This window comes from Nonomuraea sp. NPDC004702 (genome assembly GCF_053601695.1).
This window is the reverse complement of the sequence record NZ_JBSGCE010000041.1, coordinates 60893-78847: the sequence shown is the minus strand read 5'-3', so window position 1 is coordinate 78847 and position 17955 is coordinate 60893. Positions and strand designations below refer to the sequence as shown.

Sequence of the window (17955 nt, the reverse complement as noted above, 5' to 3'; positions counted from 1 at the left end):
CTCTTCGCCGGGTCGGTCCCGCAATCGGGGGCGAAAGGCAGGAAAGAGGGCGAAATGTAAGGGTCCCGTTGACATCCGGAGAAGGGTTCTCGTCAACCCCGCGCAACGGAAGGCGCGGACGGGCAAGCACATCCGTCGCGGGACCTCACGGGACGGTGAGGTCGGGAGCCGCGACGGGAAAGGCCCTGGGGTGTTGGCGCAGAGGAGGGCTAGGAAAAAGAAGGCCCCCGCCGGGGTCGGGCCCCGGCGGGGGAGGGGCGACGTCACGGACGTCGTGGCGTGCGTGCTCAGGGGCGGCGTCACGGACGCCGTGGTGTGCGTGGTCAAGGACGGCGTGGCCCCCGCACGCGGCGCCGCGGCGTCCGGGCCCTGCTCCTGCCCGTGATGGCCAGGCCGCCGACGCGGCCGACGGGCAGGAGAGGAGGGACGTCACGCGGCGGCGACGGGTCGTGATCAGCCGGTGTACCGCGGCTTGACGGCGACCGGCTCCCTCGGCCCCGCCGTCTGCTCCACCGTGGGCCGGCCTTCGGCGGGCACCGGGGAGGGCGCCGCGGAGGGGCCCCCGGCGGGCACCACGGCGGGCACTGCTGCGGGCACTGCTGCGGGTACTGCGGCGGGCACCGCGGCGGGCTTCGCGGCGGGCTTCGCGGGCTCGGCCGAGGCCGTCCCCGAGAGCCCGGCGAGGCCCGTCGCGAGCGCCAGCGCCGCGACGCCGCCGACCAGCATGGTTCTGATCTTCATAGGGTTCCTCTCATCCTTCGAACAGGGCCTCAGCCCTTGACGACGACCGGAGTGCCGATCGCCAGGTTCTTCGCCATCCAGGTGATGTCGTCGTTGCTGACCCGGACGCAACCGTGGCTGGCCCGCGTGCCGATGGCGGACGGCTTGTTCGTCCCGTGGATCGCCAGCTGGCCGGGGCCGCCGGCGAAGCTCTTCAGCACCGGCGAGAAGCCGCTCAGCCCGAAGGCGTACGCGCCGTAGGCCCCGCCGTCGCCGGTGGGCCTCACCAGCTCGGTGAAGAAGTAGCGGCCCGGCGGCGTCGGCGTCCCGGCCTCGCCGGTCGCGACCTTGCCCGTCCTGACCGGCCGGTCGCCGTCGTAGACGGTGAAGCGGAACGCCCCGCGGTCGATCTCCACGCGGTGGGAGGTCTCCGCGAGCGTCACGTCGGCGGCCTTGATCCAGCCCTTGCTGCCGTTGGGCCGGATCGGCAGCAGCACCTGGAGCCAGTCGCCCTCGTCGCGTTCCACCAGGAAGACGCGCGTCGCGCCGTAGTCGTTGGGGCTGGTGATCGTCCTCTGGGCCGCGCCCTGTCTGTCCCGGTAGATCGTGATCCGGGCCCCCTTGACGCTCGCGATCTTCGATCCGGCGCCGCCCGCCGGCTCGGCGCGCGCGATGGTGCCCGCCGCGGTGCTCGCCGTGGTGCTCGCCGTGGTGCCCGCCGTGGTGCGCGCGGGGTCGGGGCGTACGGCACTGCCTGCGCTGCCCGCGCAGCCCGCCAGCAGGAGGGCGAGTGCCGTCGCCGCGGCCGTACGAAGCAGGTTGGTTCTCACCCGGCGCAGCCTGGCGGCAGAATGTGTGGAACCTGTTTGCCTGTCATGCGAATCCCGTATGCACTCGCGCAGTGCGCATAACCTCGGGCCCATGTGCGCGTACGTGCTGGTCGCCGAGGACGACCCCAAGCAGGCCGAACTGCTCAGGCGCTACCTGGAGCGCGAGGGCCACGAGGTCCGCGTCGTGCACGACGGACGTTCGGCGATCGACGAGGCCCGGCAGGGGGACCCCGCCCTCGTGCTGCTCGACGTGATGATGCCGAAGGTCGACGGCCTGGACGTCTGCCGGGTGCTGCGCGCCGAGTCCGACCTGCCGATCCTGATGCTGACCGCCCGGTCCACCGAGGACGACCTGCTGCTCGGGCTCGACCTCGGCGCCGACGACTACATGACCAAGCCGTACAGCCCGCGCGAGCTGATGGCCCGCGTGCGCACGCTGCTGCGCCGCACCGGCAGGGCGCCGGAGACGGGCCGGCTGTTCCGGGCGGGTGACCTGGTCGTCGACCCGGTCAGGCACACCGTCACCGTGGCGGGCACGCCGGTCGACTGCACGCTCGCGGAGTTCCGGATCGTCGAGACGCTGGCCGCCGAGCCGGAACGGGTGTTCACCAGGAAGCAGCTGCTGGAGCGCGTCCACGGCTTCGACCGGTTCATCACCGAGCGCACGGTCGACGTGCACGTGATGAACCTGCGCAAGAAGATCGAGCCCGACCCGCGCCGCCCGTCCCGGCTGCTGACCGTGTACGGCGTCGGCTACAAGCTGACCCAGGCATGAGGTCGCTGTTCGTCCGGCTGCTCACCAGCTCGGCCGTCGTGGCGGTCTGCTCGATCACGGCGACGGCGTGGCTGGCCGCCAACAGCACCTCCGGCGCGATCCAGCGCGAGCAGGGCCAGACGCTGGCCAGCGACGCCCAGATCAACAACAGCCTGCTCGGTTACGCCTCCCGCCATCCCGACTGGTCCGGCGTCGCCGCCACCGTACGCGACCTCGCCGCCGCCAACAGCCGCCGCGTCGCGCTGACCACCGAGAAGGGCGCCCTCATCGCGGACTCGGCGGCCGCCGGGACCCCGCTGCCCGCCCGGGTGTCGGCCGTCGTCGATCCGCTGGCCGTGGACGTGACCCTGGTGCCGGGGGCGGCCGAGGACCGGATCGATCCGCGTGCGGTGGGCCCCTTCCTGCTGCCCGACCGTGACCGGGCCCGGCTGGGGAAGGCCGCCGACGCCTACGCCGCCTGCATGAGACGCACCGGGCAGCCCGTCCGGACGAGCGTCTCCCACACCGGCCGGCCCTCCGTGACGACGACCGGCGAGGGCGTCCCGCAGGAGCCGAGCCCGGCCCCGGCGGTGACGGCCCCCTGCGACGCGGTCACCTTCAACACGCCGACGCGCACCGAGAGGGCCGCGTTGAAGCAGCTCAACGTGCTGGTCGGCAGATGCCTGAAGGGCAAGGGCGCGGAACGCGGCTCGGTCGGCCTCGACCTCACCTGGGTTCCCAAGGAGAAGCGGCCGGCGTCCTCGGAGGCCGAGCCCGGCCAGACGATCTCGTCCTGCATCGTCGCCGCCCGCAAGGAACAGCTCGACCCCTACGTCGCCCCCGCCGCCTACCTGTACATCGGATCCCCGGCCGAGGCCGCCGGCCCGCGCATCCCGCTGCCCTCGATCGCCGGCGCCGCCCTCCTCGTGCTCGTGCTGACCGTCGGCGTCAGCGTCATGGCGGCCAGGCGCCTGGTCGGCCCGGTCAACGCGCTCACCCACGCCGCCCGGCGGATGCGCGACGGGGACAGCTCCGCCCGCGTCCAGGTCAGGACGACCGGCGAGATCAGCGAGCTGGCCACGGCGTTCAACGAGATGTCCGAGCACCTCCAGCGCATGGAGGAGCAGCGCAAGGCGATGGTCAGCGACGTCTCCCACGAGCTGCGCACCCCGCTGAGCAACCTCAGGGGCTGGCTGGAGGCGGCACAGGACGGCGTCGCCGAGCTGGACCCCGCGCTGATCGCCTCCCTGGTCGAGGAGCTCCTGCTGCTGCAGCACATCGTGGACGACCTCCAGGACCTCGCCCTCGCCGACGCGGGCAAGCTGCGCCTGCACCTCGAACCCGTGCACCTCGGCGACCTCCTCGACCAGGTGGCCACCGCCCACCGAGGCCGCGCCGAGGCCGCCGGGCTCACCCTGACCACCGGCATCATCGGCGCCCCCACCCTGACCGCCGACCCCGTACGACTCCGCCAGGCCATCGGCAACCTCGTCACCAACTCCCTGCGCTACACGCCGGCCGGCGGGCACATCACGCTGGCCGCCCGCCAGGACGGCGACCACGTGGTCATCGAGGTGACCGACACGGGGATCGGCATCCGCGCCGAGCACCTGCCGCACGTCTTCGACCGGTTCTGGCGGGCGGAGAAGTCCCGCAACCGCCGCACCGGCGGCAGCGGCCTCGGCCTCGCGATCGTCCGCGACCTGGCCGAGGCGCACGGCGGCACCGCCACGGCCGCCAGCACCCCGGGCGTCCGCACCACCTTCACCTTGCGCCTTCCGGCACGACCGTGATCCTGTGAGGACACGTCCTAGGGTGACGGGGATGACGGGATCGGCGGTGGGCGTGCGCACGCAGGAGCAGATGCGGCAGCGGAACCTGAGCGAGGTGCTGCGGCGCGTCCACAACGAGGGGGCGGTGTCACGCGCCGCGCTCGGCCGCCGGATGGGCCTCAACCGCAGCACCATCATGGACCTGACCGCCGAACTCGCCGCGGCCGGGCTCGTCCGCGAGGGCGTGCCGGCCGGGCGGGGGCGGGCGGGGCGGCCGTCCATCGTCGTCATGCCCGAGCAGGGCACGGTGTACGGGCTGGCTTTCGACGTCGCCGTGGACCGGCTGGTCGCGGCCCGCGTCGGGCTGGGCGGCCGGGTCCTCGACCGCAGGGAGGCCGTCCGCGCCCGCGCCGGGGTCGACCTGGAGGACGTCGTCGGGGTCCTGGCCGCGTTCGGCCGCGAGCTGGTCGCCGGGGCCGGGCCGGGCTCGTTGTGCGTGGGGGTGGGCGCCTCGTACTGCGGGCTGATCAGGCGGACCGACGGCACCGTGCGGTACGGGCCGCACCTCGGCTGGGTGGACCAGGCGTTCGGCGCGGAACTCGGCGCCGGGCTCGGCCTCGGGCTGCCCGTCGAGGTGGGCAACGAGGCGCACATGGGGGCGATCGCCGAGCACGTGCGCGGCGCGGGACGTGACACCGACAACCTCGTCTACCTGCACGGGGACGTCGGCGTCGGCGGCGGGATCATCGTCGGCGGCGAACTCCTGGACGGCGACACGGGCTACGGCTGCGAGCTCGGGCACATGCTGGTCAACCCGTTCGACGGCCGGCCCTGCCTGTGCGGGTCGCGCGGCTGCCTGGAGGCCGAGGTGGGGGAGGAGGCGCTGCTCGACTACGCGGGACGGTCCGGCGAGCTCGTCGGCCGCGACGGCATCCGGTCCGTCGTCGCCCTCGCCCGCGCCGGTGACGCCAGGGCGCGGGACGCCCTCGACCGCGTCGGCGACTGGCTCGGCGTCGGCGTCGTCAACCTCATCAACCTGTTCAATCCGGCGCTCGTGGTCTTCGGCGGGATGCTGCGCGACGTCTATCCGGGCGCCGAGCCGCGCGTCCGTGCCCGGATCGACGCGCACGTGCTGCCGGTGTCGCGGGAACGGGTCCGCCTGGCCGTGACGGCCCTGGGCGACGACACCACGCTCGCCGGAGCCGCCGAACTCGCCTTCGCCGGTCTCCTGGACAACCCCCTCACCACCTTGGCGGCCCTTCGCTGAGACGGCCGTCCCTCGATCGCGGCGGGCGCACGCGCCCCCGGTTCGATCCGCGGGCCCGGGGGCGTGCGTCTCACGGGGTCAGGCGTAGAGGAAGTAGTAGCTGTACTTGCTCTCCCACTGGCATGAATAGTCGTCCCACCAGTTCTGGTCGACGCCCTGGGTGCCGATCCGCTCGCACTCCGCGTGCTCCCTGAAGACGCCCGCCAGTTTCTCGGCGTTCGCCGGGGCGGCGCCGATCGTCAGCGACACTCCAAGGACCATGACGGCCGAGACGAGAACAGCGCGTGCCTTTCGCATTCGTCCTCCTGCGACTGGGGAGATCATGTCGGTGGACATTATCACTCACGGCTCCGGTGGGATTGTCGCGGCGGAATCACCGGCCGCCGGGTCATGAAACTTTCATCGGCGTGAAAGACGCCGTGGGGGTGTATCCGACCGGCTGTGCATGCCATGGATGATCTGGGGCCGTCTCCGTGCCTTACGGCCCCAAAGTACGATTTATGCCGCTTTCCCGTTCTAAGGGAAACGAAACTTCGAAAACTTTGACCATTGTCGCGTAAGTGTCATATCGTCTCCCCGCCCATATCGATGTGAGCCGCGACACTCGAACAGGACGTTGTTCTCACAGGCGCTACAGGTCGGCGTGCTCATCACGGCCGCCCTGCCATCGAACGAGACACGGACGGCCACCCGGGAAGCGGCGACCATCCGACCAACCGGAGTCGCACCATGCAAGCTCGAATCCGCACGGCCGCCGTCGGCTTGGCGATGACCGTGCTGGCCGCCGTCGGTGTGCCGGCGGCCTTCGCGCCGCCGGCACACGCGACGCAGACGATCACCGACATCGCCTACGCGCCCGCGCAACCGGCCGGCAGCAGAGGGCATCTGCTGGATCTCTACCTGCCCGCCACCGGCATCACGCCCCGGCCCCTGATCATCTGGCACACCGGCTCGGCGTGGAGCAGCGACGACGGCAAAGCCGGCGCGGACGCCATCGCCGCGATCTTCAACCCGCTGGGCTTCGCGGTGGCCGGCGTCAGCGTCCGCTCCAGCGCCCAGGCGATCTTCCCGGCCCAGGTGCACGACATCAAGGCGGCGATCCGCTGGCTGCGCGCGAACGCCGCCACGTACCAGCTCGATCCCAACCGATTCGCGATCATGGGCGACTCCTCGGGCGGCTGGCTGACGGAGATGGCCACGCTGTCCGGCGGCGTGTCGGCGCTGGAGGGCGCCATCGGCACGACCGGCGTCTCCAGCGCCGTCCAGACGGGGCTCGCCTTCTACAGCCCCACCGACTTCCTGCAGATGAACGCGCAGAACCTGCCGACCGGCGGGCTGGACCACAACTCGCCCGCCTCGCCGGAGTCCCTGCTGGTCGGCTGTCCCATCCAGACCTGCCCGGCCACCGTGGCCCAGGCCAACCCGATGACGTACGTCGACGCCAACGACCCGCCGCTGATGTTCCTGCACGGCCAGGCCGACTTCCTGGTGCCGCACGGCCAGAGCGTGCTGCTCTACAACAAGATCAAGGCTCAGTGCGGGTCGGCCACCTTCGTCTCGGTGCCCGGCGCCGACCACATGATGCCGCAGGTCATGGACCCCGCCCATTACGGCACGCAGACCGTCCGCACCACCAAGAACTGCGGCGAGACCGTCGGCACCGGCACCCTCGACCCCACCTGGCCCAACTTCACGACCTTCCTGCGCGGCGGGCTCAGGATGGGCACCTCCTGCGAGGTCACCTACGCCACCGAGGTCTGGAACGGCGCCTTCAACGGCAGCCTGACCATCAGGAACACCGGCACGACCCCCATCTACGGCTGGACCGCCACGTGGGCCTGGTCGGGCAACCAGCTGATCACCAACGCCTGGAACGCCACGGTGACCCAGACCGGCACGCAGGTGACCGCCCGCGACGCCGGCACCAACACCTACATCGGCCCCGGCTCCAGCCAGAGCCTCGGCTTCTCGGCGTCCGTCACCGGGACGAACGACATTCCCGCCCAGTTCAAGCTCAACAACCTGGTCTGCACGAGAGTGCCCGCCTGAGACGACCCGGGTTCCGCCGCCGTGGATTCCCGAATTTTATTCGGCGAATCCGCGGCGGGAAGCTGAATAGCGGCTTTCCCTTATTGCGCCACGTTCCGTCGAACCTCGGTCACGGAAGGTCGCGGATCACCTTATTGCGTTATTCGACAGGCCGCCCCTATCCTTACCCGGGACGGCCCGCCGGCTCATTTACCGTCGTATTCACCGACCGGCCGGGGGCCATGTGACTCCTCGGAAATAAATCGGATAAGCGCTTTTCCCTGTCGCGGGCCGTTGTCCGGGATTCGTCGATGAGTTAGGGGGCGTGTGCGTACACCCAACATGTTCGTCAGGAGCCTGGGCGTTTACGTGCCTGACAGCGTGAGCGTCGAGCAGGCCGTCCGCGAAGGCTGGTACCCGGCCGCGGACGCCGAGAGGTACCGGCAGCTCGGCGCGGCGGTGGCCGGCGACATGCCGGCGCCGGAGATGGCGCGGCTCGCGGTCCTGGACGCCTACGAGCGGTGGGGCGAGTCCTCCCCGCGCGATCTGGACCTGCTGCTCTACCCGTCGGTCTGGCACCAGGGCCCCAACGGCTGGCAGCCCCAGCACTACCTGCAGATGCACCTCCTCGGCGGCGGCGTGCCGGCGCACGAGATCCGCAGCGGCTGCGTCGGGATGATCAGCTCGCTGGAGCTGGCGGCGAGCTACCTCCAGGCCGCCGCGGACCGGGAGACGGCCATGGTGGTCTCCGCCGACAACCACGGCACTCCGCTGGTGGACCGCTGGCGGATGACCCCCGGGGCGCTGATCGGCGACGCCGCGGCCGCGCTCGTCCTCGGCAAGGACTACGGCATGGCCGAGCTGCTGTCGGTGAACATGACGGTGATCCCCGAGGCCGACGCGGTCAACGACGGCGCCTACCCGCTCTTCCCCCCGGACGCCACCGTCGGCAGGGGGCTGAGCTTCGGGGACCGGCACGAGGAGTTCCGGCAGCGGCTGCTCAAGGCGCAGGGCACCGGCATCCACCTGACGATCCAGAAGACGATGATGCAGCAGGTCGAGCAGACCCTGGACGAGGCCGGGATCGGCTTCGCCGACATCACCCGGGTGGCCTTCCCGCACGGCCGCCGCGAGGACCTGGACGGGCAGATGTCCTGGCTGGGCATCGACGAGGACCAGACGACCTGGGACTACGGCCGGCGCGTCGGCCACTGCGGCGCGGTCGACCAGTTCATCGCCTTCGAGCACCTGATCTCGACCGGCGGGCTCGTGCCCGGCGACCACCTGCTCATGGTCGGCTTCGGCTCCGGCACGTCGGTCGCCGCGGCGGCGTTCCGGATCCTGTCCACCGCTCCCGTCACGAGAGGAGCACGCGCGTGAGCGACGACCTCACCCGGCGGCTGGTCGAGTTCGTCCAGGACAACCTCGTCCTGGACGGCGACGACGTCAAGGTCGACGAGACGACCCCGCTCCTGGTGTCGGGCCTCCTGGACTCCCTGCGCACGGCGCGGCTGCTGAACTTCCTCAGGAAGGACGTCGGCGTCCGGGTCACCGCCGCCATGCTCGACCCCGAGAACTTCAGGGACGTCGCGACCATCGTGACGATGGTCAGAGAACTCCGATCCGCTTAGCCGGGACGAGGACGGAAGTCATGCGGTACGCGGACACCTACATCGGCGGCGTGGGAACCTACCTGCCCAGGACCGTCGTCAGCGTCGAGAAGGCCGTCGCCAAGGGCTGGTACCCGGCGGAGGACGCCGAGCTGCACAACCTGGCGGGGACGGTGGTCGCCGGCGACGTGCCGGCTCCGGAGATGGCCCTGCACGCGGCGCGCAGCGCGATCAAGCGCAGCGGCCGGGCGCCGGGCGACCTCGATCTCCTCCTGTACGCCTCGACCTGGCACCAGGGCCCGGACGGCTGGCCCCCGCACTCCTACCTGCAACGTCATCTCGTCGGCGGAGACGTGCTGGCCACCGAGATCCGGCAGGGCTGCAACGGCATGTTCATCGCCCTGGAACTGGCGGCCGGTCACCTGGCCGCCGCGCCCGGCAGGCAGGCCGCCCTGCTGGTCGCCGCCGACAACTACGGCACCCCGCTGATGGACCGGTGGCGGATGGGCCCCGGCTACATCGGCGGGGACGCCGCCGCCGCGCTCGTCCTCACCAAGGACCACGGGTTCGCCCGCCTGGCGTCGGTCTGCACGACGACGGTGGCCGAGGCCGAGGAGCTGCACCGGGGCAGCGAACCGCTGTTCCCGCCGGGCGTCACGGTCGGGCGCCGGATGAGCTTCGCGGCCCGCAACGAGCAGTTCCGGCAGCAGGTCATGCCCAAGGGCGAGGCCGGCGCGGCGTTGTTCACCATCCAGCGGGCGCTGATGGAGATCGTCGAGCGCGTGCTGGACGAGAGCGGGATCGAGGCCCGCGACCTGACCCGCGTGGCGTTCATGAACTACTCCGAGGAGATCGTCGAACAGCGGTGCATGGCCGTGGTCGACCTGCCCATGTCCCGCTCCACCTGGGACTACGGCCGCACCATCGGCCACTGCGGGGCCGGCGACCAGGTCCTCTCCCTCGACCACCTGCTCACGACCGGGCAGCTGGGCCCCGGCGACCACCTGCTCATGCTCGGCACCGGGCCAGGGGTGACCGTCTCCGGGGCCGTGCTCGAAATTCTCGAAACTCCTCATTGGGCCTGACATCGAAGGGAAACGAACGCAGATGGTCGACACTCCGCGCGGAGCCCGGGTGGAACCAGTCGCGGTGGTCGGGATCGGATGCCGTCTCCCCGGCGACGTCCACTCACCGGACGAGTTCTGGGACCTGCTGTGCGCCGGCCGCAACACGACCGGGCCGCTGCCCGCCGAACGCTGGCGCCGCTACGAGACCCGCAGCCCCGAACACGCCGCCGCGCTGCGCGACGCCGTACGGCACGGCAGCTTCCTGAGCGACATCGAGGGCTTCGACGCGGAGTTCTTCGGCCTGTCGCCGCGCGAGGCCGAGCTGATGGACCCGCAGCAGCGCATCCTCATGGAGACCGCCTGGGAGGCCCTGGAGCACGCCGGGCTGCCGCCGCACGAGCTGGCCGGGACCGACGCCGGGGTGTTCGTCGGCGTCTGCACAGCCGACTACGGCGGCCGGCTGCTGGAGGACCTGCCCCAGATCGAGGCGTGGACCGGGATCGGCGCCGCGACCTGCGCCGTGGCCAACCGCATCTCCTACTCCCTCGACCTGCGCGGCCCCAGCATGGCGATCGACACCGCCTGCTCGGCGTCGCTGGTCGCGCTGCACCTGGCCGCGCAGAGCCTGCGGCTCGGCGAGAGCGACGTCGCCCTCGCCGGCGGCGTCAACCTGCTGGTCACCCCCGGCCAGACGCTCACGCTGGGCACCGCCGGCGCCCTGGCGCCCGACGGGCGGTCGAAGTCGTTCGACGCGGCGGCCGACGGCTACGGCCGCGGCGAGGGCTGCGGCGTGGTCGTGCTCAAGCGCCTGTCGGACGCGCAGCGCGACGGTGACCGCGTGCTCGCGCTGGTCATCGGCAGCGCCGTGAACCAGGACGGCCACACCAACGGCATCATGGCGCCGTGCGGCGAGGCCCAGGAGCACGTGATGGCCCGGGCCTGCAGGCAGGCGGGCGTCGCGCCGTCCACCGTCGACTACGTCGAGGCGCACGGCACCGGCACCCGGCTCGGCGACCCGCTGGAGGCGGGCGCGCTGTCCTCGGTGTACGGCGCGGGGCGGCCCGCCGGCGACCCGTGCCTGATCGGCTCGGTCAAGTCCAACATCGGCCACCTCGAAGGCGCCGCCGGCATCGCCGGCGTCATCAAGGCGGTGCTCGCCCTCGACCGCGGGGAGATCCCGCCGAGCGTGCTGTCCGCCCTCAACCCGGCCGTCCCGTGGGAGTCCTCGGGCCTGCGCGTGGTGACGCGGCGATCGTCCTGGCCGGAGCGCGACCACCCGCGCCGGGCGGGCGTCTCCAGCTTCGGGTACGGGGGCACGGTCGCGCACATCGTGCTCGAACAGGCCCCGCCGGCCCGGCACGCGCCCGCGCAGGAGGAGGCGCCTCCCCGCGCGGAGCGGCTGTTCCCGCTGTCGGCCGCGTCGGAGCAGGCACTGCGGCAGTACGCGGGCCGGCTCGCCGATCACCTCGGGACGGGCGTCGACCCGGCGTCGGCGGGGCACACGCTGGCGCTGCGGCGCACCCATCTGGCCCGCCGCGCCGTCGTCATCGGGACGGACGGCGACGAGCTGGCGGCCCACCTGCGCAGGCTCGCCGACGACGTGCCGGCCGAGGCGGTGCTCACCGGGGACGTGCTGCCCGACCTCGGCCCCGGGCCGGTCTGGGTGTTCTCCGGGCAGGGCTGCCAGTGGCGCGGCATGGGGCGGGAGCTGCTGGCCGTGCCGGACTTCGCGTCCCTGGTCGACGAGGTGGAGCCGATCTTCGCCGAGGAGATCGGCTTCTCGCCGCGGCAGGTCCTGGCCGACGGCGACCTCGACACGATCGACCGCGTGCAGACCATGATCTTCGTGATGCAGCTGGGCCTCGCCCGGCTCTGGAACGCGTACGGAGTCGCGCCGCGGGCCGTCATCGGCCACTCCGTCGGCGAGATCGCGGCGGCGGTGACGGCCGGCGCGATGACCGCCGCCGACGGCGCCCGCCTGATCTGCCGCCGCTCGCGGCTGCTGCGGCAGGCCGAGGGCAAGGGGGCCATGGTGATGGTCGGCCTGTCCTTCGAGGAGGCGGCCGAGCGGCTGGCCGGGCGTACCGACCTGGTGGCCGCGATCTCGTCGTCGCCGGGCTCCACCGTGTTGTCCGGCGACGTCGCCGCGGTCGAGGCGGTGGTCGAGGACTGGCCGGCCGAGGGCATCGTGGTGCGGCGGGTGGCCTCGGACGTCGCCTTCCACAGCCCGCACATGGAACCGCTGGCCGTCGAGCTGGCCGCCGCCGTCGCCGATCTGTCGTTCGGCGCACCCAGCATCCCCATGTACACGACCGCGCTGGGCGACCCCCGGGCGACGCCCGTGCCGGACGGCGCGTACTGGGCGGCGAACCTCCGTGACCCCGTGCGGCTGACCGCGGCGACGACGGCCGCGGCGCAGGACGGCCACCGCGTGTTCCTGGAGATCTCCCCCCACCCGGTGGTCGCGCACTCCGTCACCGAGACGCTGTCGGAGAACGGGTTCGAGGACGTGTTCGTCGGCACCTCGCTGCGCCGGAACCAGCCGGAGCTGCCCGGCTTCCTGGCCGCGGTGGGCACGGCGCACTGTCACGGCGTCGAGGTGGACTGGAACCGGCTGCAGCCGTACGGCGGCCTCACCGACCTGCCTCCGTACGCCTGGCAGCACCGCCGCCACTGGCGCGAGGACTCCGGCGACGACGGCAACCGCGGGCACGACGTGCGCTCCCACACCCTGCTCGGCGCCGGGACCCGCCTCGCCGGCAGCCGGACCCGCGTGTGGCGGACCGGCCTGGAGGACGCCAACCGGCCCTACCCGGGCAGCCACACCCTCAACGGGATCGAGATCGTGCCCGCCGCCGTGCTGGTCAACACGTTCCTGCACGCCGCCGAGGACGAGGACGTCACGCTCACCGGCGTGGAGATGACGCATCCGCTGATGACCGCGGAACGCCGGCAGGTCCAGGTCGTGCACGAACCTCCGGCGATACGGCTCGCGGCCCGTACGCCGGCCGCCCCCGGCGAGCCGGAACCGGCCTGGCTGGTGCACGTCACCGCCGACGTGGCCGCTCCTGGCCAGGTCAAGCCCGACGTGCTGCCCGACGCCGGCGCTCTGACCCCGATCGACCCCACGTTCGTGCACCGGCGGCTGGCCGCCGTCGGCGTGCCCTCGACGGGGTTCGACTGGACGATCGAGACGCTGCTGGGCGGCGACGGCGCGCTGCGCGCCACCGTCCGGACCGGGGACGCCGAGAGCTGGGCCCCGGCGCTGGACGCGGCGATGTCCGTGGCGCCCTGCGTGTTCCCCGGCGACCCGGTGCTGCGCATGGTCGTGCGCATCGACGAGGTCGTGCTGACCGGCGCCCCGCCCGCGACCGTGGTCATCGACGCGGCCGTGGACCGGGCCGCCGACGACACCGTGCGGGCGCTGCTGGCCGACCCGGACGGCCGGGTGGTGGGACACCTCACGGGGCTGCGCTACCCGGTGATCGACGCGCCCGTCCCGGCCGAGGAGGAGCTGGGCGGGCCCGCGGAGTCGTTCGCCGGGCTGACGGCGGCGGGTCTGCGCGAGCACGTCCTGCCCGAGGTGCGCGCGGAGATCGCGGCCGTGATGCGGCTGGCCCCCGAGGACCTGGCGGTCCGTCGTCCCCTGGTCGAGCAGGGGCTGGACTCGGTGATGACGGTCATGGTCCGGCGGCGGCTGGACAAGCGCTTCGGCTGCCGTCTTCCCGCGACCCTGCTGTGGCAGCAGCCCACCATCGCCGCGATCGCGGACCGGCTGGTGGAGCTGCTCGCGGCGGCCAGGCCGGAGGCGGCGGCGGAGGCCGTACCGGAGGGCATGCCCGCGATCGGCGGGTGAGAGCGGCGCGGGCGGCCCGGCGGAGGATCTCCCCGGGCCGCCCGCGGCGTCCGGTCAGGAGCCCGCCGGCCGGCCGAGCCGGCGGAGCTGGTGGTCGAGGACGGCGGTCGCCTCGGCGATGCCCAGTTCCCCGACCAGCACCCCGTCGGCCAGCCCGCGCGCGAGCGCGAGCAGCACGTGCGCCTCGGCGCCCGCCTCGACGCCGGGGTCCGCGGCGGTGGCGGCCACGAGCGCGGCGATCTCGCGGTGCACCGCGTCGCCGCCCGCGCGGTACAGCTCGCGCACGTCGGGATCGTCGACGGCCCTGGCCAGGAACGCGTGCCCGGCGAGCAGCAGCACGGGAGCGCGCGAGCCCAGCTCGACGACGGCGAGCAGCGTGCGCCGCAGCGTGTCGGCCGGCCCGGCGGCCTCCCGCAGCGCCTCCCGGACATGGCCTTCGATCTCCTGCCTGAGCAGCTGCGCGCCGGCGCGCATCAGGTCGGCCTTCGCCCCGAAATAGTGCTGCACGAGCCCCTTGGAGACGCCGGCCTCCTGGGCGACCCCGCCGATGCTCACCCCGGCCAAGCCGTCACGGGCGCACAGCTTGAGCGCGGCATGGGCGATCTCGGCCCGCCGCGCCGCGTGGTCCACCTGCTTCGGCACGGCCCCCCTCTCTTTGCGATACGAGTGTATCGTGACGTTGTTGCGATACGATCGTATCGCGAAGGGCGAACGAAGGATCCCGCACGTGAACGATCTAGTGGAACCCAACATCGGAGCCGCGTTCCGCGCGCGGCGGCTCGGCCACTTCCGCGACGCCCCCGCCTTCGCGCGCTACCGCAACGCCTACGACGACGCCATGGCCCAGCTCCCCGAACCTGCCGAGATCCACGACGTGGTGACCGGCTTCGGATCCGTCCGGGTCTACCGTTTCGGCGGCGGCGGCGACGGCGTGCCGCTGCTCCTGCTGCCGGGGCGCACCTCGGCCACCCCGATGTGGGAGGCGAACCTGGCCGGCCTCGTCGCCCGGCGGCCGGTCTACACCGTCGACCTGCTCGGGGAGCCCGGCCTGTCGGTGCAGACCCGGGCGTTCGACGGCGCGGCGGACCAGGCGACCTGGCTGGCCGAACTGCTGGACCGGCTCGGCCTCGCCCGGGTGCACCTGGTCGGGGTGTCCATCGGCGGGTGGAGCGCCTTCCACCTGGCCCTGCGCGTGCCGGAGCGGATCGCCTCGGTGAGCGTGCTCGACCCCGCCAACCTGTTCGGCCGGATCACCTGGAAGGTCGTCGTCTTCTCGCTGGGCTCGGTGGTGCCGTTCTTCCCCGAGTCGTGGCGCAGGAAGCTGCTGAGCTGGATCTCCGGCGGGGCCGACGCCTCGGCCGACGAGCCCGTCGCCAACCTGATCTCGGCCGGGATGCGGGACTTCACCGCGTTCCTGCCGCCGCCTGCGTACCCCGCGGACGACCAGGTGGCCGGGCTCGGCGTGCCGGTGCTCGCGCTGATCGCCGGGCGCAGCATCATCCACAACCCGCGCAAGGCCGCCCTGCGGGCCCGCCGCCTGCTCGCCCGGGGCGTCGTCGAGTTGTGGCCGGACGCCTCCCACGCACTCAACGGCGAGTTCCCCGACCGCGTCAACACCCGGGTCCTCGCCTTCGCCGACGAGGTCGACCGCGCTGACGACACTGCCGGAGACACTGCCGGCGGCACGCCCTGACGCCACGGGCCGGGGCTTGTCAGCCGGGCTGCTCGCGGATCTCCCTGGTGGCCGAGCGGTAGGCGCGGGCGACCCCGGCGAGCAGGCCCAGCATCAGCGGCACCTGATCCTGCGTGAACTGCCCGCGGATCTGCTCCAGGTGCCGCTCGGAGGTGACGCGGGTGGCGTGGTACTCGGCCATGCCGCCCTCCAGCAGCTCAACCGTGACCATGCGCCGGTCGCGCTCGCCGCGTACCCGCCGCACGTAGCCGGCCTTCTCCAGACGGTCGATGAGCCGGGTCGCGGACGCGGACGGGAGCCCCAGCTCCTCGGAGATCGCCCCCACCGGGAGGGGGCCGCGCATCTCCAGCAGGATGAGCGCGGCCACGTCCACGTGGTGCACGCCGAGCCGGTCGGCGATCGCCTCGATGTGCAGCATGACCGCGATCAGGAACTCGCGGTAGACGTCCGCTTCTGGGTGGTTGTCGGTCACTCGCCCCAATGTACTTCACAGCGATGTATCTTTGAATCGAAGTAACTTCGTTTTGGAGATAAAATGGACGTTGTTGTCATCGGCGCCGGCGTGGGCGGCCTGGCCGTCGCGCGCAGCCTGCTCGCCGCCGGTCACCAGGTGCGGATCTACGAACAGGCCACCGCCATGCGCACCGGCGGCGCCGGGCTGAGCATCTTCAGCAACGGCGCCGCGGTGCTGCACGACCTCGGTGTCACCCTTGACGGCGTCGGCGGCCGGTTCGACCGGATCGACGCGCTGACCGCGGACGGCCGGCTGCGGCTCACCTCCGACATGGCCCACGCGGCCACGCTCTACGGTTTCCCGAACAAGTCGGTCTCCCGCCGTCTCCTGCTGGAACGGCTGGCCGACGGGCTGCCCGGCGACCTGATCCGCTACGGCACGGCCTGCCGGACCGTGACCCAGGACGGCGACCGGGTGACCGCGACCTTCGAGGACGGCTCGACGGCCACCGGCGACCTGCTGATCGGCGCCGACGGCCACCACTCGGTCGTCCGGCGCGCGTTGTGGGGCGACGTCCCCATCCGGACGGCCACGTTCGGCACCTGGCAGGCATTGAGCCGGATCGACATCGACCTCGCCCGCACCCATCTGCACCTCATGATCACCGGTAAGGAGGGCGCCTGCGGGATCATCCCCGCCGGTGACGGCAAGCTCCAATGGTGGTTCGACGTGCGCTGGGCTCCCGGCGAGCCGCGTCCGGCCGCGCCTTTGGCCGAGCTGCGGCGCCGCTTCGGCCATTGGGCGTCGCCCGTCCCCGAGCTGCTCGCCCAGGCGTCGGAGGCCGACCTCGACTTCTTCGGCCACCACTGGCAGAAGGTGCGCCGGGAGTGGGGCAAGGGCCGCGTCACCCTGCTCGGCGACGCCGCCCACCTCATGCCCCCCACCCTCGGACAGGGCGCCAACCAGACCCTGGAGGACGTGTGGGTGCTCGGCCGCGAGCTCGCCAAGGGCGGCGACCCGGCGCAACGGCTGCGCGCCTACGAACGAGCCCGCTACCCGCACGTCAACCTGGTGTCCAGGCTGGCCCGGCGCAGCCCGGCCAACTGGCGCATCCCCCCGTTCGTCGGCCGGATGGTCTCAGAGACGTCCCAGAGCGGGTTGCTCGCCCGCTTCAGCAACCGCCTCACCGCCGCCCTCGCCCACTGAGCGCGGGCACGCCGGGTCGCGGGCTCCGGCGCCGGTGGTAGGCGTAGGTGACGGCGGCGAGCAGCGGCCCCCACAGCAGGAGCGGAAGGTAGCAGACGGCGAAGATCGCGGCCTCCCAGCCGCCCGCCCGGCTGGGGAAGTCGGGCGGGATCGGCTCGCCGCGCATGGTCACCCCGGCGAGCTCGGTCACGAAGGCGGACGTCCACAGGACCGTCAGGAGCACGGCGCCCGACGCCGCCGGAACGACGGCGGCCGGCGTCGGCACCCTGCGGCCACGCAACCCGGGGACCCAGCGGGGGAACCGCTCACCCCACGCGGCCACCAGCCCGACGGCGGTGAACGCCGCCAGCTCCGACACGATCGACAGGAACACGACGTACAGCCGTTCACCGAGCCCGATCCCGCGGTCGAACGCCGCGGGCAACCGCCAGAGGCTGGACGGCAGCACGGTGAACGGCACGGCGTAGGCGGCGATCCGCGCCCAGCGGGGCACCCCGGCCACCGGCGCGTGGGCGGCCCGCCACGCCGTGCGCAGCCGCCCGCCGGTCACCGGCGATCCCGCGACTGCGGCGGCCACGGGGAGCGGCGCCGCGGCGCCGCGCGAACGATCAGTTCTCGTCATGGCGCTCACGCTAGGAACGACCGGGCCGCCCTGCCTCCCCCCGGCGGGGGAGTGCGGCCCCGGCGGCGTCGGCTAA

General features: G+C 72.8%; 16 protein-coding genes. 10 read left to right on the top strand and 6 right to left on the bottom strand.

Annotated elements, in window-relative coordinates:
* Nucleotides 1-453 precede the first annotated feature (453 nt).
* Both ACWEJ6_RS37485 and ACWEJ6_RS37480 read right to left on the bottom strand, forming a co-directional pair.
* Nucleotides 454-741, bottom strand: a complete 288-nt coding sequence (locus tag ACWEJ6_RS37485; protein ID WP_452429988.1) for a hypothetical protein — start codon at nt 739-741, stop codon at nt 454-456.
* A gap of 29 nt (nt 742-770) precedes the next feature.
* The gene (locus ACWEJ6_RS37480) at nt 771-1550 is read right to left on the bottom strand and encodes a L,D-transpeptidase (RefSeq protein WP_452429986.1); all 780 of its coding nucleotides are present in this window, start codon (nt 1548-1550) and stop codon (nt 771-773) included.
* Between the two features lie 91 nt (nt 1551-1641).
* On the opposite strand from ACWEJ6_RS37480, the gene ACWEJ6_RS37475 reads away from it, so the two are divergent.
* From ACWEJ6_RS37475 to ACWEJ6_RS37465, 3 genes are read left to right on the top strand one after another with little or no spacing between them, the layout of a single operon-like run.
* Nucleotides 1642-2325 carry a response regulator transcription factor gene (locus tag ACWEJ6_RS37475; protein WP_358301322.1) on the top strand — a complete coding sequence of 228 codons (684 nt, stop codon included), beginning with the start codon at nt 1642-1644 and terminating at the stop codon, nt 2323-2325.
* Entirely contained in the window at nt 2322-4097 is a 1776-nt protein-coding gene (locus ACWEJ6_RS37470; protein ID WP_452429984.1) for a sensor histidine kinase, read from the top strand. The genes ACWEJ6_RS37475 and ACWEJ6_RS37470 overlap by 4 nt, the downstream gene beginning before the upstream one ends.
* A gap of 31 nt (nt 4098-4128) precedes the next feature.
* On the top strand, nt 4129-5343 hold the full coding sequence (locus ACWEJ6_RS37465) for an ROK family transcriptional regulator (protein ID WP_452429982.1): 1215 nt from the start codon (nt 4129-4131) through the stop codon (nt 5341-5343).
* 78 nt (nt 5344-5421) lie between these two features.
* Here ACWEJ6_RS37465 and ACWEJ6_RS37460 read toward each other — a convergent pair whose 3' ends face one another.
* Entirely contained in the window at nt 5422-5640 is a 219-nt protein-coding gene (locus ACWEJ6_RS37460) for a hypothetical protein (RefSeq protein ID WP_352327660.1), read from the bottom strand.
* Between the two features lie 432 nt (nt 5641-6072).
* On the opposite strand from ACWEJ6_RS37460, the gene ACWEJ6_RS37455 reads away from it, so the two are divergent.
* From ACWEJ6_RS37455 to ACWEJ6_RS37435, 5 genes are all read left to right on the top strand, one after another.
* Nucleotides 6073-7392 carry a cellulose binding domain-containing protein gene (locus ACWEJ6_RS37455; RefSeq protein WP_452429979.1) on the top strand — a complete coding sequence of 440 codons (1320 nt, stop codon included), beginning with the start codon at nt 6073-6075 and terminating at the stop codon, nt 7390-7392.
* 348 nt (nt 7393-7740) lie between these two features.
* A complete protein-coding gene (locus ACWEJ6_RS37450; RefSeq protein ID WP_452429977.1) occupies nt 7741-8751 on the top strand; it encodes a ketoacyl-ACP synthase III family protein in 1011 nt (336 codons plus the stop codon).
* Nucleotides 8748-9002 carry an acyl carrier protein gene (locus tag ACWEJ6_RS37445; protein ID WP_358301306.1) on the top strand — a complete coding sequence of 85 codons (255 nt, stop codon included), beginning with the start codon at nt 8748-8750 and terminating at the stop codon, nt 9000-9002. The genes ACWEJ6_RS37450 and ACWEJ6_RS37445 overlap by 4 nt, the downstream gene beginning before the upstream one ends.
* A 20-nt stretch (nt 9003-9022) precedes the next feature.
* Nucleotides 9023-10066, top strand: coding sequence for a ketoacyl-ACP synthase III family protein (locus ACWEJ6_RS37440; RefSeq protein ID WP_452429975.1), 1044 nt, complete (start codon nt 9023-9025; stop codon nt 10064-10066).
* 49 nt (nt 10067-10115) lie between these two features.
* Nucleotides 10116-13904, top strand: coding sequence for a type I polyketide synthase (locus ACWEJ6_RS37435; RefSeq protein ID WP_452429973.1), 3789 nt, complete (start codon nt 10116-10118; stop codon nt 13902-13904).
* A 54-nt stretch (nt 13905-13958) separates the two neighbouring features.
* Here ACWEJ6_RS37435 and ACWEJ6_RS37430 read toward each other — a convergent pair whose 3' ends face one another.
* Nucleotides 13959-14546, bottom strand: coding sequence for a TetR/AcrR family transcriptional regulator (locus tag ACWEJ6_RS37430; RefSeq protein WP_452429971.1), 588 nt, complete (start codon nt 14544-14546; stop codon nt 13959-13961).
* 85 nt (nt 14547-14631) lie between these two features.
* Between ACWEJ6_RS37430 and ACWEJ6_RS37425 the strand changes: the two genes are divergently transcribed.
* Nucleotides 14632-15597, top strand: coding sequence for an alpha/beta fold hydrolase (locus ACWEJ6_RS37425; protein WP_452429969.1), 966 nt, complete (start codon nt 14632-14634; stop codon nt 15595-15597).
* A 19-nt stretch (nt 15598-15616) separates the two neighbouring features.
* Here ACWEJ6_RS37425 and ACWEJ6_RS37420 read toward each other — a convergent pair whose 3' ends face one another.
* Complete coding sequence (locus ACWEJ6_RS37420) at nt 15617-16069, bottom strand: MarR family winged helix-turn-helix transcriptional regulator (RefSeq protein ID WP_452429967.1); 453 nt, start codon at nt 16067-16069, stop codon at nt 15617-15619.
* A gap of 63 nt (nt 16070-16132) precedes the next feature.
* Between ACWEJ6_RS37420 and ACWEJ6_RS37415 the strand changes: the two genes are divergently transcribed.
* Entirely contained in the window at nt 16133-17257 is a 1125-nt protein-coding gene (locus tag ACWEJ6_RS37415) for an FAD-dependent monooxygenase (RefSeq protein ID WP_452429965.1), read from the top strand.
* On the opposite strand, the gene ACWEJ6_RS37410 is transcribed toward ACWEJ6_RS37415, so the two are convergent.
* Entirely contained in the window at nt 17235-17879 is a 645-nt protein-coding gene (locus ACWEJ6_RS37410; protein ID WP_452429963.1) for a hypothetical protein, read from the bottom strand. The two genes, ACWEJ6_RS37415 and ACWEJ6_RS37410, sit on opposite strands and share 23 nt — an antisense overlap.
* Between the last annotated feature and the right edge of the window lie 76 nt (nt 17880-17955).